The sequence below is a fragment of the Mesorhizobium sp. WSM4847 genome (assembly GCF_055811335.1).
Genome location: NZ_JBVVPY010000015.1, coordinates 99,870 through 123,174, shown reverse-complemented (window position 1 = coordinate 123,174; position 23,305 = coordinate 99,870). Strand labels below are relative to the sequence as shown.

23 protein-coding genes are annotated in these 23,305 nt (G+C 62.5%); 8 read left to right on the top strand and 15 right to left on the bottom strand.

All coding sequences use genetic code 11. From position 1 onward, the window contains the following. The 6 genes from pdeM to AC0L28_RS21890 form a co-directional block, all read right to left on the bottom strand. Entirely contained in the window at positions 1-717 is a 717-nt protein-coding gene (gene pdeM, locus AC0L28_RS21915) for a ligase-associated DNA damage response endonuclease PdeM (protein WP_473480135.1), read from the bottom strand. Then, a complete protein-coding gene (locus tag AC0L28_RS21910; protein WP_473480133.1) occupies positions 714-3,236 on the bottom strand; it encodes a ligase-associated DNA damage response DEXH box helicase in 2,523 nt (840 codons plus the stop codon). The genes pdeM and AC0L28_RS21910 overlap by 4 nt, the downstream gene beginning before the upstream one ends. A 106-nt stretch (positions 3,237-3,342) precedes the next feature. Next, positions 3,343-3,708 carry an endonuclease domain-containing protein gene (locus AC0L28_RS21905; protein WP_287347515.1) on the bottom strand — a complete coding sequence of 122 codons (366 nt, stop codon included), beginning with the start codon at positions 3,706-3,708 and terminating at the stop codon, positions 3,343-3,345. A gap of 204 nt (positions 3,709-3,912) precedes the next feature. Further along, positions 3,913-4,773: a C40 family peptidase gene (locus AC0L28_RS21900; RefSeq protein ID WP_287064852.1), complete on the bottom strand. Its 861-nt coding sequence runs from the start codon at positions 4,771-4,773 to the stop codon at positions 3,913-3,915. Positions 4,774-4,865: 92 nt separating this feature from the next. Next, entirely contained in the window at positions 4,866-5,216 is a 351-nt protein-coding gene (locus AC0L28_RS21895; protein ID WP_473480130.1) for a MarR family transcriptional regulator, read from the bottom strand. A gap of 66 nt (positions 5,217-5,282) precedes the next feature. Further along, entirely contained in the window at positions 5,283-6,647 is a 1,365-nt protein-coding gene (locus AC0L28_RS21890) for a leucyl aminopeptidase family protein (protein ID WP_473480128.1), read from the bottom strand. A gap of 122 nt (positions 6,648-6,769) precedes the next feature. Here AC0L28_RS21890 and AC0L28_RS21885 point away from each other — a divergent pair, with 122 nt between their 5' ends. Then, positions 6,770-7,591, top strand: a complete 822-nt coding sequence (locus tag AC0L28_RS21885) for a tetratricopeptide repeat protein (RefSeq protein WP_287055856.1) — start codon at positions 6,770-6,772, stop codon at positions 7,589-7,591. A gap of 221 nt (positions 7,592-7,812) precedes the next feature. On the opposite strand, the gene AC0L28_RS21880 is transcribed toward AC0L28_RS21885, so the two are convergent. The 9 genes from AC0L28_RS21880 to AC0L28_RS21840 all read right to left on the bottom strand — a co-directional run bounded on the left by AC0L28_RS21880 (position 7,813) and on the right by AC0L28_RS21840 (position 16,948). Then, a complete protein-coding gene (locus tag AC0L28_RS21880; protein WP_027151714.1) occupies positions 7,813-8,829 on the bottom strand; it encodes a type II secretion system F family protein in 1,017 nt (338 codons plus the stop codon). 12 nt (positions 8,830-8,841) lie between these two features. Then, complete coding sequence (locus AC0L28_RS21875; RefSeq protein ID WP_473480126.1) at positions 8,842-9,855, bottom strand: type II secretion system F family protein; 1,014 nt, start codon at positions 9,853-9,855, stop codon at positions 8,842-8,844. A 29-nt stretch (positions 9,856-9,884) separates the two neighbouring features. Beyond that, positions 9,885-11,393, bottom strand: coding sequence for a CpaF family protein (locus AC0L28_RS21870; protein ID WP_128247580.1), 1,509 nt, complete (start codon positions 11,391-11,393; stop codon positions 9,885-9,887). A 29-nt stretch (positions 11,394-11,422) separates the two neighbouring features. Further along, positions 11,423-12,706: a CpaE/TadZ family protein gene (locus AC0L28_RS21865; RefSeq protein WP_473480123.1), complete on the bottom strand. Its 1,284-nt coding sequence runs from the start codon at positions 12,704-12,706 to the stop codon at positions 11,423-11,425. A 49-nt stretch (positions 12,707-12,755) separates the two neighbouring features. After that, on the bottom strand, positions 12,756-13,493 hold the full coding sequence (locus AC0L28_RS21860; RefSeq protein WP_473480121.1) for a CpaD family pilus assembly protein: 738 nt from the start codon (positions 13,491-13,493) through the stop codon (positions 12,756-12,758). Positions 13,494-13,508: 15 nt separating this feature from the next. Then, positions 13,509-15,032 (bottom strand): type II and III secretion system protein family protein, encoded by a 1,524-nt coding sequence (locus AC0L28_RS21855; protein ID WP_473480119.1) that lies wholly within the window; start codon positions 15,030-15,032, stop codon positions 13,509-13,511. Then, positions 15,029-15,841: a Flp pilus assembly protein CpaB gene (cpaB, locus tag AC0L28_RS21850; RefSeq protein WP_473480117.1), complete on the bottom strand. Its 813-nt coding sequence runs from the start codon at positions 15,839-15,841 to the stop codon at positions 15,029-15,031. The genes AC0L28_RS21855 and cpaB overlap by 4 nt, the downstream gene beginning before the upstream one ends. Before the next feature lie 221 nt (positions 15,842-16,062). Then, positions 16,063-16,581, bottom strand: coding sequence for an A24 family peptidase (locus AC0L28_RS21845; protein WP_473480115.1), 519 nt, complete (start codon positions 16,579-16,581; stop codon positions 16,063-16,065). Between the two features lie 157 nt (positions 16,582-16,738). Then, positions 16,739-16,948, bottom strand: coding sequence for a Flp family type IVb pilin (locus AC0L28_RS21840; RefSeq protein WP_473480112.1), 210 nt, complete (start codon positions 16,946-16,948; stop codon positions 16,739-16,741). A 367-nt stretch (positions 16,949-17,315) separates the two neighbouring features. Between AC0L28_RS21840 and AC0L28_RS21835 the strand changes: the two genes are divergently transcribed. The 7 genes from AC0L28_RS21835 (at position 17,316) to rpsT (ending at position 22,803) form a co-directional block, all read left to right on the top strand. After that, positions 17,316-17,738 carry a pilus assembly protein N-terminal domain-containing protein gene (locus tag AC0L28_RS21835; RefSeq protein WP_473480110.1) on the top strand — a complete coding sequence of 141 codons (423 nt, stop codon included), beginning with the start codon at positions 17,316-17,318 and terminating at the stop codon, positions 17,736-17,738. Positions 17,739-17,889: 151 nt separating this feature from the next. Further along, on the top strand, positions 17,890-18,447 hold the full coding sequence (locus AC0L28_RS21830) for a TadE/TadG family type IV pilus assembly protein (protein ID WP_473480108.1): 558 nt from the start codon (positions 17,890-17,892) through the stop codon (positions 18,445-18,447). Between the two features lie 41 nt (positions 18,448-18,488). Then, positions 18,489-19,109 (top strand): TadE/TadG family type IV pilus assembly protein, encoded by a 621-nt coding sequence (locus AC0L28_RS21825; protein WP_473480169.1) that lies wholly within the window; start codon positions 18,489-18,491, stop codon positions 19,107-19,109. 234 nt (positions 19,110-19,343) lie between these two features. After that, complete coding sequence (locus AC0L28_RS21820) at positions 19,344-20,576, top strand: phosphopentomutase (RefSeq protein WP_473480106.1); 1,233 nt, start codon at positions 19,344-19,346, stop codon at positions 20,574-20,576. Continuing rightward, positions 20,569-21,477 (top strand): bifunctional DNA-formamidopyrimidine glycosylase/DNA-(apurinic or apyrimidinic site) lyase, encoded by a 909-nt coding sequence (mutM, locus tag AC0L28_RS21815; protein WP_473480104.1) that lies wholly within the window; start codon positions 20,569-20,571, stop codon positions 21,475-21,477. The genes AC0L28_RS21820 and mutM overlap by 8 nt, the downstream gene beginning before the upstream one ends. A gap of 81 nt (positions 21,478-21,558) precedes the next feature. Then, complete coding sequence (locus AC0L28_RS21810; RefSeq protein ID WP_473480102.1) at positions 21,559-22,332, top strand: enoyl-CoA hydratase; 774 nt, start codon at positions 21,559-21,561, stop codon at positions 22,330-22,332. 204 nt (positions 22,333-22,536) lie between these two features. Then, positions 22,537-22,803 (top strand): 30S ribosomal protein S20, encoded by a 267-nt coding sequence (gene rpsT, locus AC0L28_RS21805; RefSeq protein WP_023802137.1) that lies wholly within the window; start codon positions 22,537-22,539, stop codon positions 22,801-22,803. The last annotated feature ends 502 nt before the right edge of the window (positions 22,804-23,305 follow it).

Below are 23,305 nucleotides of genomic sequence, written 5' to 3'. Positions count from 1 at the left end.
TCAGCCCGGCCGCAGCATCGCGTGGGAAATCGCAAAAATGCGCTCGGTGCCGAGCACATAGGCCATCAGCGTCTCGCGGCGGAACAGCCCGGCATAGGCGCGGTCGAGCACATTGAGCGAGCCGGTATAGGCGCCGAAGGCCGGCATGATCATGCGGCCGCCGTCGCCGGCAAAGCAGCGCCGTCGCACCGAGCGGCCCTGCTGCACGATGCGGGCGCAAGGGTGCAGATGACCTGATACCTCGCCTTCCACTCTCACCGCCGAAGGCTCGTGCCGGAATAAGAGAGAGCCAATGGCCAGCTCGCGCACCGTCTCGCCGGGCAGGTCGGCCGGCGCATCCGGGTCATGATTGCCGGCAACCCAGAACCAGTCGCGACCGGCCATCAGCGCTTCCAGCCGTTCGCGAAAGCTCGCATGCATGCGCGCGGCGCCGCCGCCGTCATGAAAGCTGTCGCCGAGGCTGATGACGATCGCCGGCTGATAATCGGCAATCACCGCCTGCAACCGCAGTAACGTCGCACCGGTATCATAAGGCGGGATCAATGTACCGCGCCGTGCCAGCGACGAGCCCTTTTCCAGATGCAGGTCGGACACGGTCAGAAGCCGAAGCTCGGGAAAATAAAGCACGCCGCGCCGATCGCAGATCGCACGCTCGCCGGCGATGCCGATAGGATCGGCATCCGCCAGGAGCGCCGTCATGGCGAGTGCGAATGTCATTTCGTCCCCATGGCCTCCTCGACCAGCGTTGCCGCATCCATCAGCAGCGTATCATCGGCCTCGCCATGCACCGGCATCTTGCCGATCTCGAGCATGATCGGCACGGCGAGCGGCGAAATCTGCTCGAGGTCTTTATGCACGATTCGTCCCTTGATACGCGAGAGCATCTCGGCAAGTCTGCTGACATCCAGCAGACCCGTGGCCGCGTCGGCACGCGTCGCCTGCAGCAGGATGTGGTCGGGCTCATGGCTGCGCAGGACGTCGTAGATGAGGTCGGTCGAGACGGTGACCTGGCGGCCGCTCTTCTCCTGGCCCGGATGACGCTTTTCGATCAGTCCGGAAATGAGCGCGCAATTGCGAAAGGTGCGCTTCAACAGCCAGCTGCCGGCCAGCCAGGCTTCGAGATCGTCGCCCAGCATGTCCTGGTCGAAAAGCGCGGCCAGCGACGGTTTCTTCGCCCGGAACATCCTGCCCATATCGGCCAGCGACCAGATGGCAAGCGCATAGTCGGTGGCGACGAAGCCGAGCGGCCTGGCTCCCGCCCGGTCGAGGCGGCGGGTGAGCAGCATGCCAAGCGTCTGGTGCGCCAGCCTGCCCTCGAACGGGTAGGCCACCAGATAGTAGCGGTTGCCGCGCGGAAAGGTCTCGATCAGCAGGTCGTCGCGCTTCGGCAGCACCGATTTGTCGGCCTGGAAGCGCAGCCAGTCGGCGACCTGTTCCGGCAGCTTCTTCCAGCGCTGCGGGTCGTCCAGCATGATGCGGACCTGTTCGGCGAGGTAAGTCGAAAGCGGGAATTTGCCGCCGCCATAATAGGGCACCTTGGCGTCACTGCCGGGCGCATTCGACACGAAGCACTCATTGTCGCGGATGCCCTCGAAGCGCAGCACCTTGCCGGCGAACATGAAGGTGTCGCCATGCGTCAGCGTTTCGAGGAACGCCTCCTCGATCTTGCCGAGAACCCGACCGCCGCGCGAGGCAGAGCCTTTGCTGCCGGCCTTGACATAACGCACGTTGAGCGCCGGCACCTCGATGATGGTGCCGATATTCAGCCGGTACTGCTGGGCGATGCGAGGATTGGACACGCGCCACAACCCGTCCTTGTTCAGGCGGATGCGGGCGTAGCGCTCGTAGTTTTTCAGCGCATATCCGCCGGTGGCGACGAAGTCGACGACACGATCGAACGTCGGCCGGTCGAGTTCGGCATAGGGCGCGGCGGTTCGCACCTCCTCGAACAGCGCATCGGCATGAAAAGGCGCGCCGCAGGCGCAACCCAGGACATGCTGCGCCAGCACGTCGAGCCCGCCATTGACCAGCGGCGGCGTGTCCTGGGCGCCGAGATAATTGGCGTCGAGCGCCGCCCGGCATTCCAGCACCTCGAAGCGGTTGGCCGGAATCAGGATCGCCTTCGACGGCTCATCCATGCGGTGGTTGGCGCGGCCGATGCGCTGCGCCAGCCGGCTCGCACCTTTGGGAGCGCCGACATGCACGACCAGGTCGACATCGCCCCAGTCGATGCCGAGGTCGAGCGTCGACGTGGCGACGATGGCACGCAAGGCATTCTCGCCCATGGCTTTTTCGACGCGCCGGCGCTGGGCGACATCGAGCGAGCCGTGATGCAGCGCGATCGGCAAAGTGTCCTCATTGACCCGCCACAATTCCTGGAACAGCAGTTCGGCCTGGCTGCGCGTGTTGACGAACAGCAGGGTCGTCTTGTGTCGCTTGATCTCGCTATAGATCTCCGGTGTCGCGTAGCGGGCCGAATGTCCGGCCCACGGCACGTGCTGTTCCGAGTCGAGGATGGAGATGTCGGGCTTGGCGCCTCCGGTGACGACGATCAATTCGGCCATGCCACCCGGTGGATTCTGGCTGACCAGCCAGCACCGCAATTCGTCCGGCTCGGCGACCGTCGCCGACAGGCCGATCGTCTGCAAGCCGGGAACAAGGGATCGCAGCCGGGCCAGCCCGAGCGACAGGAGATGCCCGCGCTTCGACGTCACCAAGGAATGCAGTTCGTCGAGCACCACATAGCGCAGATCCTCGAAGAAGCGCCTGGCGTCGGGCGCAGCAATCAGCAGCGCCAGTTGCTCGGGCGTCGTCAGAAGGATGTCGGGCGGGGCCAGCTTCTGCCGCTGGCGCTTGTGCGCGGGCGTGTCGCCGGTGCGCGTCTCGATGGTGAGAGATAGGCCGATCTCTTCCACCGGCTTGCCGAGATTGCGCTCGATGTCGACGGCCAGCGCTTTCAGCGGCGAGATGTACAGCGTATGGATGCCGCGACGCGCCTGCCCTGGCTTTCTCCCTGGCCGCCCGGCCAACTCGGTTAGTGAAGGCAGAAATCCGGCCAGCGTCTTGCCGGCGCCGGTCGGCGCGATCAGCAGAACCGATTGCCCGGCCTGGGCAGTCGCCAGCAATTCTATCTGGTGGGCGCGCGGCGACCAGCCTCTTTGCGCGAACCATTTGAGGAATGGCTCGGGCAAGCGCACGGCGGCATTCTGTTCGGCGAGGCGCGGCTGCTCTGTCACCCGCCAGAGGTAGCGCGGCGCCGCGCAATCGCCAAGCAGAATCGGAACAAAAGGTGATCGTGCGCGGCTTCGGTCGCAAGTGAGGTGGGCGCCTCGCGCCGGCGTATCAAGTCGCACCGGCGAGCCCCGCCTCGATGACAATATGCTGGCAGACATTGTCGATGTCACGAATGACGTCGTCGTTCCAGAAGCGCAGGATGGTCCAGCCATCCCGTTCCAGACGCTTTGTCCTCGCCTCGTCGCCTGTATTGGCTTCGGCATGCTGCGAACCATCGACTTCGACGACGAGCTTCTTGTCCGGGCAAGCGAAGTCGACGATGTAACCAGCGATCGGAAATTCTCGGCGGAAGCCAAGCCCCATCAGCCGATGCGCGCGAAGCTCGTTCCAAAGCTTCAGTTCGGCGTCGGTCATGGCTTTGCGCATCGATTTGGCATTTGCGCGATTTCGCGGAGGCAGTGGCGTGTGAGGCATTTGGTCAGTGCTCGGTCCGTATTGAGGTTGGCGCTCTACGGCGCCCCCCTCTGTCCTGCCGGACATCTCCCCCACTTGGGGGGAGATCGGCCGTCATCTTTGATTTCGCCAATCGCCAACCTCGAAAAAGAGGCGCTATCGGCGGAACTGCTGATCTCCCCCCACAACAAGGTCATAACAAGGGGAGAAGGAAAAGCGCTTGCGCTACGGCCGCCTAAACCCTGTCGGACCGCCATAGAGATAGCCGATGCGGGCGAGGGCTTGCCTTAACCCTTCACGCGAGACCAGCATGGTGTGGCCGTTGGCGTGGATCATCGTTTCCGGGTCGGTCATGACAGCGACATGGCCTTTCCAGAACACCAGGTCGCCGCGCCGCAACCCGGCAAGATCCGGACCCGGGTCGAGCGGCTCGCCGATGGTCGCCGCCTGCATGTCGGAATCGCGCAGCACTTGCCTGCCGGCCATGTGCATCGCCAGTTGCACGAGGCCGGAGCAATCGATGCCGAAGCCGGAGGCGCCGCCCCACAGATAGGGCGTGCCGAGAAAAGCCTCCGCGACCGCGACATAGTCGGCAGCCGGCTCACCCAGAGGCCTGAGATGGCCTGATATGACAGCCTCGCCGGACGGCAGCAGCGCATAATGCGTGCCGCGCGTTTCGGCTGCGCCGGTTACCGTCACCGCCGATCCCATCGACAGTTGCCCGCTCAGCGGAAGCCGCAAATCCGGTCCCGGATAGAGGAAGGTGCGCGGCACCGTGACGACATGGGTGGGCGCGTGGTCCCGTCCGCCCAGCACGGTGTCGGCGACATAGCCGACATAGCCGTCGCGCTCCGACTGGATCCAGGCCCAGCCCTCGGCATCTTCGAAGACGAGGACGTCGTCACCGAACAGGGCTTGCGTGTTGACGCCGGCATCCGGCCGCGGCGCCTTGCGGAGATCGGCCACTGTGGCTGAGATCCGCGCTGGCCGCCCGGCGACGAAGCGATCGGCGGCGACCTCGCCTTTCAGCCTGATATCGGCGAGATCGGAACGGAAGGCGTGAAGGCGGGCATCCCTGGCGGTCAAATCGGCAACTCGGCTCTGGCTTGGTGTTGGAGCATGATCCCTTCCGAAACGGTGCTGCTTTGCTTCGCTGACCTGCGGTTCGGAATCCTGCTCTAGATCGGCAATTCCTGGGCTCTGGCAATGATAACATCGCCGAAGCGCTCGACAAAGAGAGCACCTTCTACGGTTCGCTTGACCAGCACGTTGCGCTTGTCGAGCTCATCGCGATGGCGCGAAACCAGCTTCATTGCGCCCATCGTGTCGAGCGCCCGGGTGATCACCGGCTTGGTGACATTGAGCCGGGCGGCGAGGCCGCGCACCGTATGCGGCGGTGGATCGAGATAGATCGTGAACAGGATCGCCGTCTGGCGCATGGTGAGGTCCGGCGCATCGTCGCGCACCTGGTACAGCATCACCTGCTGCCACAGTCGCAAGGCCTGACTCGGGCGCATCGAAATCGGCATCCGGCCACAATGACGGCAAATTGTTTCGGTTCCGTTTCAGTCACGAGAATGTCCTGCACCGCAGCGTCAGGCGTAGCGTTTTGAGATGACCCTTTCCAGCGCGCGGATGCCTTGCGCCTCGCCGCCGGCGAGACCGTACGGACGATCGGACGGGTTCCAGGCGAAGATGTCGAAATGCGCCCAGGCGGCGGTCTTCTCGACGAAGCGCTTCAGGAAAAGCGCCGCGGTGATCGAGCCGGCGAAACTGTCTGACGTGACATTGTTGATGTCGGCGATCTTCGACGACAGCTTTGCGCCATAGGGTTTCCACAGCGGCATGCGCCACAGTGGATCCTCGACTGCGACGGAGGCCGCAGCCAGGTCGGAGGCCAGCGCTTCATCGCCGGTGTAGAACGGTGGCAGATCGGGACCGAGCGCGACGCGAGCAGCCCCGGTCAAGGTCGCCATGTCGATCAGCAGTTGCGGCTCGTCGTCGTCTGCCAGTGCCAGGGCGTCCGCCAGCACCAGCCGTCCCTCGGCGTCGGTGTTGCCGATCTCGACGGTGATGCCCTTGCGGCTCACCAACACGTCGCCGGGCCGGAAGGCGTTGCCGGCAATCGAATTTTCGACCGCCGGGATCAGCACACGCAGCCGGACCTTCAGCCCGGCGGCCATGATCATCGAGGCGAGGCCCAATACGTTGGCAGCGCCACCCATGTCCTTCTTCATCAAAAGCATGCCCGAGGACGGCTTGATGTCGAGACCACCGGTGTCGAAGCAGACGCCCTTGCCGACCAGCGTCACCTTCGGGGCGTTCTCCGGTCCGCAGATCATGTCGATCAGCCGCGGTGCGCCGACGGAAGCGCGGCCGACCGCATGGATCATCGGGAAATTCTTCTTGAGCAGGTCGTCGCCCCTGGTCACCGACACTTCGGCGTCGTACGTCCCGGCCAGCGTCCGAACTGCCTTCTCCAGCTCGTCAGGTCCCATGTCGCTGGTCGGCGTGTTGACCAGATCGCGCGTCAGGAAAACGCCCTCGGCGATGCGGCGAACGTAAGCCCCTTCAGCGCCGGGCGGCAGCGAAAAACGCAGCGTCTTGCCAGGCTTTTTGCCATAGCGGGTGAAGACATAGCCGCCGAGCGCCAATGCGATGGCCGCGATTTCCGGCTCGGCCAGTGTGGAGGCGAAATGCCAGTCGCCTGCGGGCAAGGCTCTCGCCAGCGCGCCGATGGCAAGCGCGCCTTCGCCGTCGCCCGTGCCGAACAGGGCGCCGGCAAGCGCGCCGTTTTCGTCGGGCAGGATCAGCGTCCGGCCGGCCTGACCGGAAAAGCCGTTGGCCCTGGCCCAGGCGCGCGAGGAGGAGGCAAGCCCTGCCGCATCCAGTCGATCCTTCGCCACCAGATACACCGGCAAAGTGGTCTTCAGTTTTCCCTCGATGAGTTCGACTGGCATTCGATGATCTCCGGCTTCCGAGTCGGCGCTTTTTAACGATCCGTTAGGGTTAACAGAATATTTCTGCGGGAGGGAAGATGGCCACGTAAAAGCCAGTTTGACGAATGGAGGCCCTGGTGCAGATGCCGACCAACCGCATGACCAACGCCACGGCCAAGCGGCTGATCACCACGGCGTTCATAATAGCGCTCGCGGCCAGCGTTGCAGGCTGCGGGACCAGCAAGCTGACGACCGGCTCGATCGGACGCCCCAGCGGCAAACCCTTGGAAACCATGTCGGCCGGCGAGTTGCACAAGGCGACGATCGCGCTGGGTCAGTCCTACGCCAAGAACCCCAACGACAAGCGGATCGCGACGAATTACGCCGCGGCGCTGCAAATGGACGGCGACGCCGACCAGTCGCTCGCCGTGATGCGCAAACTGGCGATCGCGCTGCCGAAGGACCGCGACGTGCTCGCCGCCTATGGCAAGGCACTTGCCGCCAACGGGCAGTTCGAGCCGGCGCTCGATGCGGTGCGCCGCGCGCAGACACCGGAATATCCCGACTGGAAGCTGGTATCGGCGGAAGCCGCTATTCTCGACCAGCTTGGCCAGAGAGACGGGGCGCGCCAGAATTACCGCAAGGCGCTTGACCTCAAGCCGAACGAACCTTCGATCCTTTCCAATCTCGGCATGTCATATGTGCTGGAAGGTGATCTGCGCACGGCCGAAACCTATATGCGCTCGGCCGCCCAGCAGCCGAATGCCGACAGCCGCGTCCGCCAGAACCTGGCTCTGGTCGTTGGCCTGCAGGGCCGCTTCGACGAGGCCGAGAAGATCGCCTCGCAGGAGCTGTCGCCCGAACAGGCGCAGGCGAACGTGACTTACCTTCGCCAGATGCTCGCCCAGCAGAACGCCTGGAGCCAGCTCAAGGACCAGGACAAGACAAAGCCCGCCACCAACTGACCGCGCCTCGCCATACATATCGATGTCGGCGCTGCCCCTCATTGCCCTGCCGGGCATTTCTCCCCGTAAACGGGGAGAAAGAAGCTGGCTTCCCCTCAGCGCCCTTCCTGCAACGCTTGTCGTTGGCGAAACCGTCGACGGCGTGGCTTTCTCCCCGTCACTATACGGGGAGAAATGCCCGGCAGGGCAATGAGGGGCAGCGCCGGCCTGTCAAAAATGCATTACTGGCTGCTCGATGTCGGCTGGTCGCCGAAAATGCCGCGCTCGCTGACCTGGATGCCGGCGGGACCCAGAATGATGGCGAACAGCACCGGCAGGAAGAACAGGATCATTGGCACGGTGAGCTTCGGCGGCAAGGCCGCGGCCTTCTTCTCGGCGGCGTTCATGCGCATGTCGCGGCTTTCGCCGGCAAGCACGCGCAGTGCGTGCGCCACCGGCGTGCCGTAGCGCTCGGCCTGGACCAGCGCCTGCGACACCGACTTGACCGATTCCAGGCCGGTGCGGCTTGCTAGGTTCTCGTAGGCCTGCTTGCGCTCCTGCAAGTAGGAAAGCTCGGCATTGGTCAGGATGAACTCTTCGGCAAGCGCCACCGACTGCGCGCCGATCTCGTCGGCGACCTTATGAAACGCCGCCTCCACCGACATGCCGGATTCGACGCAGATAAGCATCAGGTCGAGCGCGTCCGGCCACGCCATCTGGATCGACTGCTTGCGCTTGGTGGCGCGGTTGTTGACATAGAGCACCGGCGCGTAAAAACCGGCATAGGCGACGACGATACAGACGAACAACTTGATGAGAGGCGGCTGCTCCGGCAACCCGCCGAGCACGAACAGATAGATCGCAGCCAGGGCAAAGCCGACAAAGGGCAGGATCAAACGGAAGAAAAGGAAACGCGTCAACGGATTCTGCCCGCGGAAGCCAGCCACCTTGAGTTTCTGCAAGGTGCCTTCATCGGCCAGGGCGCGCCTGAGGTCCAGCCGGTCGACAATATTGCGCATGCCGATCGACTGTTGCTCGCGCAGGCCCTTGCGGCGGCGATCGGCATCGAGGGCAAGCCGCGCACGCTGCTTGGCGCGCAGTTCGTCGCGCTCCAGCGCCACCGATTTCATGCGCGCCTTGAGCTGGTTTCCGCCAAAGGCAGGCAGCAGCGTGAACACGGTGGCAAACACCGCAATGCCGACCAGCAGGGCAATCAGAAATGCCGGATCGGTAAGGGTTTTGACGACGTTCTCGGTCATGCGCTCGAAATCCTAAACGTCGAAGTTCATCATCTTGCGCATCACCAGGATGCCGATCGACATCCAGACCGCGGAGCAGCCGAGGATCAGATTGCCGACGCTGGTGGTGAACAATGGCATGATGTAGTTCGGGCTTGTCAGGTAGACGAGACAGGCAACGACGAAAGGCAAGGCGCCGATGATCACCGCGGACGCCTTCGCTTCCATGGACAGCGCCTGGACCTTGGCCTTCATCTTCTTGCGGTCGCGAAGCACCCGCGAAAGATTGCCCAGAGCCTCGGAAAGATTGCCGCCGGCCTGGGACTGGATCTGGATGACGATGCCGAAGAAGCTCGCCTCGGTGCACGGCATCGTCTCGGCCATGCGCATGCTGGCGTCGGGGATCGACAGGCCCATCTGCTGCGAATCGATGATGCGGCGGAACTCGGTCTTGACCGGTTCGGGGGATTCATTGGCGATCAGGCGGACGGCGTCGTTCAGCGGCAGGCCGGATTTGACCGCACGCACGATGATGTCGAGCGCGTTCGGAAATTCGTTGAGGAACGCCTTGACCCGGCGGGCGCGGCTAAACGAAACGAACCAGCGTGGCAGGCCGAGGCCACCGACCAGCAGCGCACCCGGCAAGACATACAAAGGCGCACCGGCGAAATAGGCAAGAAACGTCAGGACGACGCCGCAAACCGCCGAGTAGAGATAGAAGCGCTCGAGCGAGACCTTCATGCCCGCCTGACGGATCTGGGCCTTCAGGGGCGGCTTTTTGACGTTGCCCTGGCTGGTTTTGTGCTTCTGTTCGAGGTCCTTCAGTGAATCCTGAACCGATTTGCGCCGCTTGGCCGCTTCCGCCACGCGATCGCGCGAAGCCTTGACGACGGCACCATCCGTCTCGGCGGTCTTGATCGTTTCAAGCCGCCTGCCGACCTGCTTTTCGGTGCTGATCCGGTTGAACAGAAAAGCATAGGCGACCGCGCCGGCGCTGAGGCCGGCGAGCACGATGAATGCCAGCACGGTGCCGTCAATTCCAAACATCGGCCCTGGCTCCTTCGCCTCCAAATGAATCAGTCAGCGCGTTTCTCCATTGCCTCGAGCGCATTGGCGAGGCGCTGTTCCTCGCCATAGTAGCGGGCGCGCTCCCAGAAATGCGGACGACCGATGCCTGTTGAAACATGCTCGCCCAGCAGTCTCCCGTTCGCGTCCTCGCCTTTGATGTTGTAGAGAACGATGTCCTGCGTGATGATGACGTCGCCCTCCATTCCGATCACCTCGGTGATGTGGGTGATGCGCCGCGATCCGTCGCGCAGGCGTGCGGCCTGGATGATCACGTCCACGGAACCGACCACGATTTCACGCACGGTTTTCTGCGGCAGCGTGTAACCGCCCATCGCGATCATCGATTCGATGCGGTTCAGGCATTCGCGCGGGCTGTTCGAGTGGATCGTGCCCATCGAGCCGTCATGGCCGGTGTTCATCGCCTGCAGAAGATCGAACACTTCAGGTCCGCGCACTTCGCCGACGATGATGCGCTCGGGCCGCATGCGCAGGCAGTTCTTGACAAGATCGCGCATGGTCACCTCGCCCTCGCCCTCGAGGTTGGGCGGGCGGGTTTCCAGACGCACGACATGCGGCTGCTGCAGTTGCAGCTCGGCCGAGTCCTCGCAGGTGATGACGCGCTCATCGCGGTCGATATAGTTGGTCAGGCAATTGAGCAGCGTCGTCTTGCCCGAACCGGTACCGCCTGAAATGACGATGTTGCAGCGGACGCGGCCAATGATCTTGAGAATCTCGGCGCCGTGCGGCGAAATGGCGCCGAACTTGACCAGCTGGTCGAGTGTCAGCTTGTCCTTCTTGAACTTGCGGATGGTGAGCGCGGCGCCGTCGATGGCGAGCGGCGGCGCGATGACGTTGACGCGGGAGCCATCGGGAAGGCGCGCGTCGCAGATCGGGCTCGATTCATCGACGCGGCGGCCAACCTGGCTGACGATGCGCTGACAGATGTTGAGGAGCTGCTGGTTGTCGCGGAAACGAATACCGGTCTGCTCGACCTTGCCGTTGACCTCGATATAGACGTCCTTGGAGCCGTTGACCATGATGTCGGCGATGTCGTCGCGGGCGAGCAACGGCTCCAGCGGCCCGTAACCGAGCACGTCATTGCAGATATCCTCGAGCAGCTCTTCCTGCTCGGCGATCGACATCGCGAAATTCTTGATCGCGATGATGTCGTTGACGATGTCGCGGATTTCCTCGCGCGCGCTTTCGGGATCGAGCTTGGCGAGCTGCGACAGGTCGATAGTATCGATGAGCGCGGCAAAGACCTGGCTCTTGGTGTCGTAATAGGTTTCGCTCTTCTGGCGCTGGAGCTTTTTCGGCTCAGGGGCCAATGGCGGCGCCTCGACCGCACGGCGTGCGGGCGGCGGCGCAGCAGACGCGCCAAGTGTGCCAGATGGCGGCGGCGGTGCGGGCTTGGCAAGAACCGCAGGGTTTGCCGCCGGCGCGGCAGGCGCAGGTGCCGGCTGACGGAATTCCGGGGTGGACCGGCTGCCGTCGTCGCTGCCTCTTTTACCAAACATGATCGATTACCAGTTCCACTCCGGAAGCATCACTTCTTGCCGCGCGAGAGCTTGCCAAGGAGATTGCCGAGGCCCGCTTTCTTTCTCGCCTTGATTTCGCTGCGCCCGGTCAGCACATGCGCAATCTCGTTGATCGTGCCGACAACCGGGTTTTTGGCATCCATTTCGCCGAGCATGCGCCCGTTGTTGGCAGCGTTTCCGAACAGCAGCGGCTCGAAAGCAATAACCGACATCGGCGACAGGCCGAGCGAGTCGGCGAAGTCGGACGACGAAATCTCCGGGCGCTTCGGCACGCCGGCCTGATTGATGATCAGCTTCGGCGGCGGATCGTTCGGGCGAAGCCGTTTGAACATGTCGGCCAGATTCTTGGTGTTGCGCAGATTGGCCAGCTCCGGCGTCGCCGTGATCACGATCTCGTCGGCCTTGACCAATATGCTCTTGGTCCAGCCTGTCCAGATGTGCGGAACATCGAGCACCAGCAGCGGCACGCTGCGCTGCGCCGTGTCGATAAGCTGCGTGAAAGCGTCTGGATCGAAATCGTAGACCCGATCGAGCGTTGAAGGCGCTGCAAGCAGCGACAAATGCTCGGCGCACTGGGCAAGCAGCCGATCGAGATAGACCTCGTCGAGGCGCTCCGGCGAGAAAACGGCTTCGGCAATGCCTTGCGCCGGATCCTGATCGAAATTGATGTTGGCCGTTCCGAAAGCCAGGTCGAGATCGGCGACAACCACTTCGGACTTGAACAGCGACGACATCGCCCAGGCCACATTATGGGCAATGGTCGAGGAGCCGACGCCACCCTTGGCACCGATGAAGGCGATCGAGCGGCCGATCGGCTCGGCTTCCGGATCAACGAAAATCGTCGATATCACGCTGACAATATCGGCCATCGATACCGGCGCGATGACATATTCGGAAATGCCGGAGCGGATGAGCTCGCGATAGAGCCCGACATCATTGTAGTGGCCGATGACCACGACCTTCGAGGTCGGATCGCAATATTCGGAGAGCTGCGTCAGCTGCTCGAGCAATTGCTTCGGCTCGCTGCGCGATTCCAGCAGGATCAGGTTCGGTGTCGGCGCCGATTGGTAGAATTCGATGGCGGTGGCGACGCCGCCCATATGGACCTTCAGATGGGCCTTCGCCATGCGGCGATCCTCGCCGGCGCGCTCGACCGGATTGGCAACGCCGTCGGTCTCGCAAAATGCCTGGATCGAGATGCGTGGGATCGGCCGCAACGCCTGCATGGCGGCGATGTCCTGCTGAGAGGTATCGCCGCCATCTATCGCCGTGTCGTAGGCAAGATTGCTCATTGTCATTTCTTTCCGTGACTTGTCTTCCCGTGACTGGCGCGGCTCGAGCTCAATAGTCGACTTCCGAATTGCCGAGGAACTCGTCCGAAATGCCTCTCTGGCGGTAGACGTCGACTACCGCGCCGCGATTTTCCGCGTCGATATCGGATTGCTTGCGCGGCCCGAGCAGATCGGTCGGATTTGCCATCTGGGCGGCAAGATTGTTCTGATACGAGCAGCCGAAATCGGCATAGTGCTTGTTTTCCGAGGTCTGCATCAGGTCTTCGGGCCAGCGTCCGCATCTGTCGGTCTGCGCCTTCACCGAGACATAGGCGACGCGGATCGGCGCGGATGCTTCAGCCGAAGCCGACTGGTAGGTGGTGATGACGATCCGGTTGCGGCTGATGCCGCTGGCAATCGCGAGCCTGGCGAAATCGCGACCGGCAGCGGTCGCGGCGATCTCGTTGGCCGAACCGCTCGGGATCGAAATCGTCAGGGTCGGAGCGGCGCTCTTGTCATAGCCATCCAGGAAGCCGAGAAGCGTGTCGCGCTGCGACCCGGTCATGCCGCGATCGCCGGCGCCGACCGGAAGGTCGATCTTCTGGTTCTTCTCGGCAATGACGATCGGGTGGTTGGTGCGATAGTCGTCCGGAACAGCACCGACCGTGATGCTGTCCCGGTTGGCGCAGCCCGCCAGCAATGCGGCGACCGCAACCGCCAGGACCGGAATGACCGGCCGGCAGATCCGCGAACGGCCGGACCGCATCGCTGCGGTGATCGTCCTTGGCTTCAACGCTGACTGAGACATGTCCCGCTTCCCCGCTTACTTGTAGATGAAGCCGACAACGCCGTGATAACGGCCGTTGGACTTGTCGGTCTGCATGGTGCCGTAGACGCGATTGACACGGCCAAGGAACATGCCGGCGCCATCGCTGGCAGCGTTGAAATTGTCATCCGGCTTAGCAAGAGCGTTGCGCGTCACCGGCTTCACCAGATAGGGCGTGATGATGATGACGAGCTCGGTCTCGTTGCGGACGAAGTCCCGGCTGCGGAACAGCGTGCCGAGCACCGGAATCTTGGTCAGACCAGGCAGGCCGTTGACGGCTTGCCTGATGTCATCCCGTACCAGGCCGGCGATCATCATCGAGCCGCCGGAAGGCAGCTCCACCGTCGTGTCGGCCAGGCGTTTGCGGAGCGACAGGACGTTCATGCCGGGGCTGGTTACACCCTCGGACAAGGATACCGATCCCTCGGTCGTCGGCTCGGAAACCGAAGTCCTGACCTTCAGGCTGATGCGGCCGGGAGACAGCACCACCGGCTGGAATTCCAGGCCAATGCCGTATTCGATCTTCTCCATTGAATACGTCTTCACACCGGTCTGGTTATCGTCGGACACGGCTTGGGAAACGCCGGTCACCATATTGTACTCGCCGCCGACTCTGAAGGTCGCCTTCTCGCCGGATACGGCCGTCAACGTCGGCTCGGCCAGGGTTTTCATGACGCCTGACTGTTCCATGGCGTTGATGTAGGCGTCCAGCGTCGAGGTGCCGATGGCGAGGCCAGAGTTCGACAGCGACTTGCCCAGGCCGGTGAAATTGTCGCTTATCGCGCTCCAACTGATGCCATTGCTGCTGCCGCTGCCGATCAGGTTGACGCCGAGCTGCTTCATCACCGAGCGGCTGACTTCGGCCACCGTCACTTTCAGCGTCACCTGGTCGTCGCCGATGATCTGCAGCAGGTTGACGATCTGGCTGACGCGACGCTCGGAATCCGGATTGTCGATGTCGACACCGGCTTCGGCCGAGCCGCCGGAGGCGGTCTGCGAATACTGTCCCGTGGTCGCTTCACCGCCGGACACGAAGATGGTCGCCAGATCGACCGCACGCTTGGCATCAAGGGGAGTGTCCACGGTTCCGGTCAGGACGACGTTGTCGTTCAGCAATTCGACCGTGATGCTCGATGACGGTATGAAGCGCCTGATATAGTCTTCCAGCCCGGCGACGTCGCGTTCGACCGCCAGATCCAGGCTGACGATCTGTTCGCCATTGGGGCCGAAGACGAAGATGTTGGTGTCGCCGACCGCCTTTCCGAAGAGATAGATGCGCCTGGCGGTGCGGGTCACCGCATCGGCGACCGCCGGGTTGGCGACGAGAATATCATAGGCATCGCTCGGCAGGTCGATGACCACGGATTTGTTGAGACCGAGCTTGACGCGCTGGGTGGCGGTCGAAGCCGACACCTCGGCGCCTGCCGCATTCGCCTCGAGGAGGCCATGCCCATTCGATCCAAGCAGGAATAGGCCGATTGCCGCAGCCAGTGTGACCGGCAGTCCAGCGTTCAGCCTCATTGCCTTGCTCCCACTTCGGAAACTTCGCCCGACTTGATCAGGCGCACTGTCCCGCGCCGCCCATTGCCGGAAACGAGATAGTCGGCCTCGCCCAGATTCTTCTCCTGGGTGTCGGTGATCGACCGCAGCGCCAATGTCAGCCGATCCGCCATCTGCTGGGCGACGGTGATGATTTCCGCCTGCTGCGGTGTCAGTTCCAGGGTGGCGGTCTGGCCGACCCTGGTCCGCTTGCCTTCCTCGTCCTCCTGGATGGTCTGGTCGATCGCCAGGACGCGAATGTTCTTGAGGATGGTTTCGGTGGTAAAGCCGCTGCCGCCGGCCGCCGGATCGGCTCTGCGGGTCATGATGACGTCGACGAAATCGTTGGGAAGAATGAAGCCGCCGGCCGACGTGTCGGCCGATACGGCTGTGGCGACGGCCCGCATGCCGGAGGGCAGGATCGACGACATGAAGCTCTGTCCCTCGCCGATCAGCTTGGAGCGCCGCAGCGGCTCACCGGCATACATCGCCACGCGGGCGACGCCGCCTTTCAGCTTCTCCAGCGCATCGGGCTCGGCGGCGCGGGTGATGAAATTCGCGTTGATGCCGTTGGCCGGCCAGGACTGCCAGGTGATATTGTTCTCGAGCGGACTGCCCATCGGAACGTCGCCGGACAGGACAAGCACGTCCTGCAGCGCGATTGCCGGCGCCTCGGGGCCGGAATCGACGATTTGAGGCGGCGGCGCCGCCACCATGTTTTTTGCGACATATCCTGCGCCACCCGCCGCGGCCACCGCCACGCCTAGAATGATCAGTCGGGATGCTGGCATCTGTCCGAACCTCGCCTTGGCAAACAACCTAGCCAAGCCGGACCTTGCAGCGGCAATCGTCAAAACAAGGTTAATTTAATACTTACGATCGTGATTAATTTAAGGTTTACATAAATTTGAGCATCCGGTCCGGCCAGTAAAAAAGGCGGCCAAGCCGCCTGCTCCAACGCCAAATCGAATGTGGAAGGGTGGTTTAACGGGAAAAGCAGGCGGCGAGAATATCAGGCCGCCAGGCTTGCGAGCGCCCACGCCATCAACGGCGAAGCTGGGAAGGTGAGCAGGCCGCCAATGCCAAGCGCAATGCCATAGGGAACGCCTGATGTCTCGTCGGCGAGATGGCGTAAAAACCGGTTATGGCTTGTGACGGCCGCAAGCGGCGATTTCCGATAGACGAGGATGGCGAGCGTCAGCAGGCCGCCGATGAAGGTCGAGACCAGGAGATATTCGACGAGATGGATGTTCAGCCCCATCCAGACGGCGCTGGCGGCCAGCAGCTTCGCGTCGCCGCCGCCCATGCCGCCGAGCGCGAACAGCCCGAAGGTCACGGCAAGAACCAGGCCGCCGGCGGCAAAATGGCAGCCACAGGTTGCCCAGTCCATGCCGGTCAGCGGCGCGACCAGGGCGAAGACCGCCACAAGCAGCACCGGCACGCGATTGGCGATCGTCATCGACAGCATGTCGGAGATCGCGGCGAAAAGCATGCAGAACGGGAAGACGACAAAAATCAAGGCTTCAAGCATGGGCGTGGCGCCTGTGGTCAGACTGTACCTGGTTTCAGCCTAGGCATGTTCGATTAACGATTGATGAGGCCGAAATTTCAAATCGTCCGATACGATTAGATAAGGGCCGCCAGTGCGGCGGCCCTTATCTGGAAACAGCTGAGCGCCGTTAGTTGCCTTAGGGGGTTGGGGTGGTGGGGGTGGGGGTGGCGGGCACGCCGGCGCCTTCGAGCGTATCGGCAATATCGCTGAACTTGGCGTCCAGCGCGGTGCCGAGCTGGCCGGCGCCGACCATGATGGCGAGCGCGATGAGAGCGGCGATCAGACCGTATTCGATGGCGGTCGCGCCGGATTCGTCTTTCACAAAACGTGCAATGAGATTAGACATTCGAGAGCTCCTACTCCAGGTGTTACAGCAATTCCGTCAACTTCTCTGTTGGCTGATCGGATACTGCCAATCTATCGAGAAGCTCTTTCAATCGGCTTAATAAACAGCCTTACCGATTCCTTTCCGGCTTCGATGACATTGCGTGGTTAACCGTAGACTAAGTGACGCCTATGGACCCGACAGGCGCGGCAAGCTGCGAAAGGCGCAATTTAGCGACCTGAGAAAGGGGCGGGCCGCTCCTGGCGATCCCAGCTCCAGGCGATCAAAGGGCCGAGCCCGACATCATCACGGCTCCCCTCCGCTTAACCCTTGCTTCACCAATCTCGTTCATGTTCCGTTGAGCAAATTGCCGCCGTGGAGCGCTTCAATGACCGGGCCGAGATCGTCCTTTCCAATTGCCGCCCTGCTTGCCGCCACCGCCTTCGTCGTGATGGCCAAGGCCGGCGCCGGCATCGAGGTCACCATGAACCAGGCGAAGATCGTCAAATTGTCGCGCGCTGCCGATACGATCGTCGTCGGCAATCCGGCGATCGCCGACGCCTCGGTGCAGGATGCTTCGACGATCGTGCTGACGGGCAAGGGCTTCGGCGTCACCAATCTCGTCGTCCTCGATCAGGAGGGCCGTCCGATCGTCGACGAGCAGATCACCGTCGTGCGACAGGACGCGTCCTCGGTGCGCATCTATCGACGCGCCGAAATACAGACCATGTCGTGCACGCCATATTGCGAAAGCTCATATAAAAGCGAGGCGGAGAAGACCTCGGAAGCCGAGATGAGCGCCGGCCAGTAAGCGACCCGACCGTTTCGTCTCGCTGAAAAAGCCGCTTCGGTTATCGGCCTGTTAAAACCTCCCCTTCGAATTTAACGATCATCAAAACCGCACTTCAATGGGTTTGCGCTAATGTTGCCCGACACCCCCTAAGGGATCGGCAGGCACGGACATGAGCAAAGCAGGACGATCAAGCTTTTCGGCGCGCTTCCTTGGCGACCGGCGCGGCAGCACCGCTCTGGAGTTCGCGATGCTTGCGGTGCCGTTTGCGCTCCTCGTCTTTGCCATACTGGAGAGCTGCATTTCATTTGCCGGGCAAGAGGTGATGGCCAATATCACCGACGATGTCGCGCGCCAGCTGCGGACTGGCCAGGAAAGGCAGGCCAACGTGACCGAGGCGACGCTGAAGACCATGATCTGCAGCCGGCTGGAGATCATGGTCGCCAAGGACTGCCCGGGATTGGAAGTGGATCTGCGCGCGTATACGAGCTTCGCCGCCGCAGCCCAGGCGGGCTTCAATATCCAAGACGGCGAAATCGCGTTGACCGGTACGACCCCCTCGACTTTTACGGTATCCCCGGGCTTGGCTGAATCGATAAACATGCTGCGGGTTTTTTACAAATGGCCCGTCATGACCGATTTCATGGCCAAGTCGATGGCCAATCTGAAAGACGGCAACACGCTGCATTTCGCATCGATGACCTGGAAGAACGAGCCGTTCGACGACTGAAAACCCAAACCGCTGGGTGGAATGAGGAAAAGGACGATACCATGGGGCGTGCGGGGGCACATATGAGGACCGCTGGGATCTGCCCGAAAGCCATACGGTTCTGCCGTGATCGCCGCGGTGTGGCGGCGGTTGAGTTTGCCTTCATCGTGCCCGTCCTGCTTATGATGTACTTCTTGACCATGGAAGCCTCGCAAGCCATCGAGACCAACAAGAAGGTCAGTCGCATCGGCAGCATGGTGGCGGATCTCGTCACCCAGCAGCAGACCGTCACGCCGGCCGAACTCGATGCGATCATGCAGATCGGCAACTCCACCCTTCAGCCGTACAACCGATCGACCCCGGAAATCACCATCACCGCAATAGAGGTCACGAACGAGCCGACGCCGCGGGTGCTGGTCGCTTGGTCACGCAAGATGGTCGGCGATGCCTTCAGCGCCGGCGCCGCCAAAAACTCCGTCACCACGGTTGCACCGCAGCTCGAGGTCAAGGGCACGTTTCTTGTTCGCGTCGAAAGCAATCTGGCATACGAGCCGATCATCACCTGGTCGGCGGATAGTGAAAAGCGGCTTGGCTTCAGTTCGGCTTTCAACTCGATATCGATGGGCGAAACTTATTATCTCAGGCCCCGCAGGAGCCCGACGATTACCTGCGACACCTGCTGAACGACGGCGCCCGATCGCCATTGCTATCGGCCTGACACCAGGCGCACGATAGCCGCGGATGCCTTGCATGTCGCATGTGAGTTCCCTCTCGTTTTCGTCGATCCACGCCGATGCCGGCGACAATTCTACCATCGCGCCCGGATGTGCACACAGCCGTCTGGTTCCGAATTGCCAATGGCGGCGCGGCCGCCTATGTCTGGGCGGACAGACAAACGATAATAATGATCCCCTGCAATGGCGCGCGCCTTCCTTTTTGTTCTCGATTCCTTCGGCATCGGCGGCGCGGCCGACGCCGAGCGCTATGGCGACACCGGTTCCAACACGTTCGGACACATCGCTCGAGCCTGCGCGGAAGGCCGGGCGGATCGCGAGGGGCTGCGCAAAGGCCCGCTTTTCGTGCCCAACATGCTCTCGCTCGGCCTGGCGCACGCGGCGAAAACCGCGACAGGATTCTGCTTCGACAGCGGCGGCCTGCTTGCCTCCGCCTTCCACGGCGCGGCGCAGGAGATTTCGAGCGGCAAGGACACGCCGTCAGGCCATTGGGAAATCGCCGCCTTGCCGGTCCGCTTCGACTGGGGCTATTTCCCGGACACGGTTCCCGCCTTTCCAGCCGACCTGACCGAAGCGATCATTCGCGAAGGAGAGGTGCCGGGCATTCTCGGCAATTGCCATGCTCCGGGCACAGAGATCATCGAGCGGTACGGCGAGGAACATGTCCGCACCGGCAAGCCGATCTGCTACACTTCGGTCGACTCCGTCCTGCAGATCGCCGCGCATGAAGTTCACTTCGGCCTGGAGCGGCTCTACGAATTCTGCAAGGTGGTGCGCAGGCTGGTCGATCCGCTGAACATCGGACGGGTGATCGCGCGGCCTTTCATTGGCGAAACCGCCGCCAGCTTCGAACGGACGCACAACCGCCGGGACTATTCGGTGCCGCCGCCCGAACCGACCCTGCTCGACCGGCTGACGGCGCGCGGCAGCCGGGTCATCGCGGTCGGCAAGATCGGCGACATCTTCGCCCATCGCGGCATTTCGGAAGTGCGCAAGGCCGCCGGCAACATGGCGATGTTCGACAAGGCGCTCGGCGCGATGGATGACGCGGGCGACGGCGACCTCGTCTTCGCCAATTTCGTCGATTTCGACACCGAGTTCGGCCATCGGCGCGACGTTGCCGGCTATGCCGCTGCGCTCGAGGCCTTCGACCGGCGGCTGCCGGAGGCGCTTGCACGGCTCAGGGAAGGCGACCTTCTCATCCTCACGGCCGACCATGGCAACGATCCGACCTGGCACGGCACCGATCATACGCGCGAACGCATTCCGGTGATCGGCACCGGACCGGGCTTTGGCGGCGACATCGGGCTGAGAGCGACGTTCGCCGACATCGGTGAAACCGTCGCCGAGCATCTTGGGTTGGCACGCGGCCGTCACGGCACCTCCTTCTACACAGCGATAGGCGGCCATGCCTGAGTTGCCTGAGGTCGAAACGGTGCGGCGGGGCCTGCAGCCGGTTCTGGAAGGCGCCCGCATCGCCCGCGTCGAGGCGCGCCGGCCCGACCTGCGCTTTCCATTTCCCGAGAATTTTTTGGAGAGGCTGACCGGCAAGACGATTACGGCGCTCGGCCGCCGGGCCAAATACCTGACGATGCACCTGGAAGGCGGTCCGGTGCTGATCTGCCATCTCGGCATGTCGGGCTCGTTCCGCATCGAGACCTCCGATGGCAGAGAACTACCCGACAGCAGCGACATGCTGGGCGCGTTTTATCATGAGCGCCCGAAGAGAGCAGTGCACGACCATGTCGTCTTCCATATCGTCTCCCCCCAAGGCGCCCGGTCCCGGGTGACCTTCAACGATCCGCGCCGTTTCGGCTTCATGCTGTTTTCCGAAGGAGCGCCTGACACGCATCCGATGCTGGCGGGGCTTGGCGTCGAGCCGACAGGCAATGCGTTGGACGGCGAACTGCTCGCCTCGCTGCTGAAAGGCCGGAAGTCGCCGCTAAAGGCAGCACTTCTCGATCAGCGGCTGATCGCCGGGCTCGGCAATATCTATGTGTCGGAGGCGCTGTGGCGCGCCGGCCTGTCGCCGTTGCGCGAGGCAGGCACCATCGCAAAGCCTGGAAAGAAGGCCAAACAGCAGCGCGACGCCCTGGCCGAAGCAATCCGCGCGGTGATCGCCGATGCGATCGCCGCCGGCGGATCGTCGCTGCGCGACTATGTGCAGACCGACGGGTCTCTGGGCTATTTCCAGCATTCGTTCGCCGTCTATGATCGCGAGGGCGAGGCCTGCCCCAAGCACGGCTGCGGCGGCCATATAGAGCGCATCGTGCAAAGCGGGCGTTCCACCTTCTATTGCCGGAGCTGTCAGTTGTGACTTAGGTGGGGGTGTAAGCCAGGTGCCGCGTGTGAGTTGGACGCCTGATGCAAGGAGATGACCGAGTGAGGAGATACAGTCATGGCCTATGAAACGATTATCGTCGAAACCCGCGGCAAGGTCGGGCTGATCACGCTGAACCGGCCGAAGGCGCTCAATGCGCTGAACTCGCAGGTCCTGGCGGACGTGGTCGTGGCCGTGAACGGCTTCTGCGCGAATGCCGACATCGGCGCGATGGTCATCACCGGCTCCGAAAAAGCCTTCGCGGCAGGTGCCGACATCAAGGAAATGCAGGCGATCTCCTTTGTCGACGCCTATGTGCAGGATTTCTTTATCGGCTGGGAAGAGTTCACCCGGGTGCGCAAGCCTGTCATCGCGGCGGTGGCCGGCTATGCGCTCGGCGGCGGCTGCGAACTGGCGATGATGTGCGATTTCATCATCGCCGCCGACAACGCCAAGTTCGGCCAGCCCGAGATCACGCTCGGCGTGATGCCGGGCATGGGCGGATCGCAGCGCCTGACCCGTTTCGTCGGCAAGTCGAAGGCGATGGACATGTGCCTGACCGGACGGATGATGGATGCCGCGGAAGCCGAGCGTTGCGGCCTGGTGTCGCGTGTCGTGCCCGCCGGCGAATTGCTCGAGGAGGCGTTGAAGGCGGCGGCCAAGATAGCCGATTTTTCGCTGCCGTCGGTGATGATGGCGAAAGAGGCCGTCAACCGCGCCTATGAAACGACACTGGCCGAGGGGCTGCGGTTCGAGCGCCGGCTGTTTCACTCACTGTTTGCGCTCGATGACCAGAAGGAAGGCATGGCGGCCTTTGTCGAGAAGCGGAAGCCAAATTTCTCGAACCGGTAGCCAAATTTCTCGAACTGGTAGATGGCGACGACATCAGCCGGGAGCGAGCGACAGCAACGGCCCAAAAAGAAGGCGAAGCAGCGTTGACGCGCCGGAAAAGCTGAACTATAAGCCGCACCAACCGAGGCGGCCCTGTGGCTGCCCGTTTGTTTTTTGCGCCTTGCGGCATCCCGCATGCGCCCACCAGATCAGAAGAGAGGCATCATGGCCAATACCTCCTCGGCCAAAAAGGCAACGCGCAAGATCGCCCGCCGCACGGCGATCAACAAGAACCGCCGCTCGCGCGTGCGGACCTACATCCGCCAGGTCGAAGAGGCGCTCGCCTCGGGCGACAAGGCGGCCGCGCAGGCTGCTTTCAAGGTGGCTGAGCCGGAATTGATGCGCGCCGCGAGCAAGGGCGTGGTGCACAAGAATACGGCATCCCGCAAGGTGTCGCGCCTGGCCCAGCGCCTCAAGGTGTTGTCGGCCTAACCCGGATATCCGGGCTGATATACCTTTACTAAACTTGTCCTTTTCAGACCCGGCCGCTCGTGCCGGGTTTTTTCGTTTGCCGGCAAGTACTTAAAAAGAAAGCCCGCAAGCAACACCCCGCACGATTTCGAAGTTCGAATTGCTTTGCCGGCATATACATGCCGGCTGACAGGCGCAGCCGCTGAAAGCGTTCACGGCGAAAATATCAACTGGCGAAAATCACCTTTATTTTTCAAACGGTTGCGGACGGTCATCCACAGCTTGTTCACATCGGGTGCGAGGGATGGGGGACAATTGCCTGTCAAGAAAATTATTTGATAAAATTTCGCGCGACGCGGCCTTTTTCACATTCGCCGGAAAAGGGTTTGAATCACAATGGGTTTGTCAAAACAAGCCAGTGCAACGCAGGCTCCGAACCCGTTTGCGCTAACCACATTCCTTAAAAATCCGTTAGTCGTGGCCTTGCCCTATCCACAGCGATTTCGCTAAGGTCTGTCTATCG

Coding starts and splice junctions, on each gene's coding strand:
- pdeM (WP_473480135.1), bottom strand. CDS start 717: ATGACATTCGCACTCGCCATGACGGCGCTCCTGGCGGATGCCGATCCT.
- AC0L28_RS21905 (WP_287347515.1), bottom strand. CDS start 3,708: ATGCCTCACACGCCACTGCCTCCGCGAAATCGCGCAAATGCCAAATCG.
- AC0L28_RS21895 (WP_473480130.1), bottom strand. CDS start 5,216: ATGCCGATTTCGATGCGCCCGAGTCAGGCCTTGCGACTGTGGCAGCAG.
- AC0L28_RS21890 (WP_473480128.1), bottom strand. CDS start 6,647: ATGCCAGTCGAACTCATCGAGGGAAAACTGAAGACCACTTTGCCGGTG.
- AC0L28_RS21885 (WP_287055856.1), top strand. CDS start 6,770: ATGCCGACCAACCGCATGACCAACGCCACGGCCAAGCGGCTGATCACC.
- AC0L28_RS21880 (WP_027151714.1), bottom strand. CDS start 8,829: ATGACCGAGAACGTCGTCAAAACCCTTACCGATCCGGCATTTCTGATT.
- AC0L28_RS21875 (WP_473480126.1), bottom strand. CDS start 9,855: ATGTTTGGAATTGACGGCACCGTGCTGGCATTCATCGTGCTCGCCGGC.
- AC0L28_RS21870 (WP_128247580.1), bottom strand. CDS start 11,393: ATGTTTGGTAAAAGAGGCAGCGACGACGGCAGCCGGTCCACCCCGGAA.
- AC0L28_RS21865 (WP_473480123.1), bottom strand. CDS start 12,706: ATGAGCAATCTTGCCTACGACACGGCGATAGATGGCGGCGATACCTCT.
- AC0L28_RS21860 (WP_473480121.1), bottom strand. CDS start 13,493: ATGTCTCAGTCAGCGTTGAAGCCAAGGACGATCACCGCAGCGATGCGG.
- AC0L28_RS21855 (WP_473480119.1), bottom strand. CDS start 15,032: ATGAGGCTGAACGCTGGACTGCCGGTCACACTGGCTGCGGCAATCGGC.
- cpaB (WP_473480117.1), bottom strand. CDS start 15,841: ATGCCAGCATCCCGACTGATCATTCTAGGCGTGGCGGTGGCCGCGGCG.
- AC0L28_RS21845 (WP_473480115.1), bottom strand. CDS start 16,581: ATGCTTGAAGCCTTGATTTTTGTCGTCTTCCCGTTCTGCATGCTTTTC.
- AC0L28_RS21840 (WP_473480112.1), bottom strand. CDS start 16,948: ATGTCTAATCTCATTGCACGTTTTGTGAAAGACGAATCCGGCGCGACC.
- AC0L28_RS21835 (WP_473480110.1), top strand. CDS start 17,316: ATGACCGGGCCGAGATCGTCCTTTCCAATTGCCGCCCTGCTTGCCGCC.
- AC0L28_RS21830 (WP_473480108.1), top strand. CDS start 17,890: ATGAGCAAAGCAGGACGATCAAGCTTTTCGGCGCGCTTCCTTGGCGAC.
- AC0L28_RS21825 (WP_473480169.1), top strand. CDS start 18,489: ATGGGGCGTGCGGGGGCACATATGAGGACCGCTGGGATCTGCCCGAAA.
- AC0L28_RS21820 (WP_473480106.1), top strand. CDS start 19,344: ATGGCGCGCGCCTTCCTTTTTGTTCTCGATTCCTTCGGCATCGGCGGC.
- mutM (WP_473480104.1), top strand. CDS start 20,569: ATGCCTGAGTTGCCTGAGGTCGAAACGGTGCGGCGGGGCCTGCAGCCG.
- AC0L28_RS21810 (WP_473480102.1), top strand. CDS start 21,559: ATGGCCTATGAAACGATTATCGTCGAAACCCGCGGCAAGGTCGGGCTG.
- rpsT (WP_023802137.1), top strand. CDS start 22,537: ATGGCCAATACCTCCTCGGCCAAAAAGGCAACGCGCAAGATCGCCCGC.